Below are 1,131 nucleotides of genomic sequence, written 5' to 3'. Positions count from 1 at the left end.
CAAGCGAGCTCAGCGGCTTCGAAAATTGAAACGGCGCTCGCATGGCCAGAATCACAAGTGGAGCCCGCGATGTCCCACGCCAGGAGCTACGAGCTCTTCATTAATGGCAAATGGCGAGCCGGTGGTAGCCGAGCCACTTTGCCGGTGATCAACCCGGCGACGGAGAAGGTATTTGCCTCAGTGGCCTCGGCTACGGTTCCAGACTTGGATGAAGCTCTTGCTTCGGCAGAACGCAGCCGCAAGGCGTGGTCCTCACGCCCCGCCAAAGAGCGTGGCGAGATCCTCGTCTCTGCCGCCAGCAATCTGGCTGAGAAAGCTGGCGCCGCAGCCAGGGACCTGTCGTCCGAACAGGGAAAGACGATTGCCGAAGCAACAGGAGAGTACGCGCGCGCAGTCGAAACGCTGGAATGGAATGGCCGGCATGCCGATGAGTTGTCGACCCCGATTCCGTTGGGTCCGAACAGGATGATCGTCCCGGAGGCCCTCGGTGTCGTCGCTGCCTTTACGCCGTGGAACTATCCAGCCGTTCTCATCGCCCGCAAGCTCGCCCCCGCGCTGGCGGCAGGCTGCCCGGTGATCCTCAAAGGGGCCGAAGAGACGCCAAGCGTGGCTGTCCATGTCGTGGAATCTTTGCGTCAAGCAGGGATACCGGAAGGCGTGGTCAACCTGGTGTTCGGTGTTCCTGTGCATATATCACGGCATCTGCTCAGTTCGCCAATTGTCAAAGTCTTGACGTTCACGGGGTCGACCGCTGTTGGGAAACAGCTGGCCACACTGGCCGCGAATAATCTGCAGCGCTGCATCCTTGAGCTCGGTGGACATTCCCCGGTTATTGTGTGCGAAGATGCCGACCTGGCAACGGCGATACCGGCTATTTCGGAATACAAATTCGAGTGCGCGGGCCAGAGTTGTAATGCGCCCAGCAGGATTCTTGTCGCCCGATCCCGCTATGAGGAATTCCTGTTCCGGATGACGGAGGCGGTCCGAAAAATCAGGATCGGTCCACCGGATGACCCTGCAACGCAGATGGGTCCCATGGCAAACGCGCGGCGAATCGAGGCCATGCAACGCCTGACCAAAGATGCGGTAGAGGGCGGCGCCCAAATCGAGACCGGTGGCATCCCCCTTGAC

Annotated in this window: 1 protein-coding gene; it reads left to right on the top strand. The window is 60.3% G+C overall.

Annotated elements, in window-relative coordinates; all coding sequences use genetic code 11:
- Positions 1 to 69: 69 nt before the first annotated feature.
- Positions 70 to 1,131 (top strand): aldehyde dehydrogenase family protein (locus EN969_RS32255; protein ID WP_127419797.1); only part of this gene is annotated, 1,062 nt, incomplete at its 3' end.

The sequence above is a fragment of the Mesorhizobium sp. M7A.F.Ca.CA.003.01.2.1 genome (assembly GCF_003998945.1).
Taxonomy (GTDB): Bacteria; Pseudomonadota; Alphaproteobacteria; order Rhizobiales; family Rhizobiaceae; genus Mesorhizobium; species Mesorhizobium ciceri.
The sequence above is the reverse complement of the archived record's forward strand: the minus strand, read 5'-3'. Positions and strand labels throughout refer to the sequence as shown.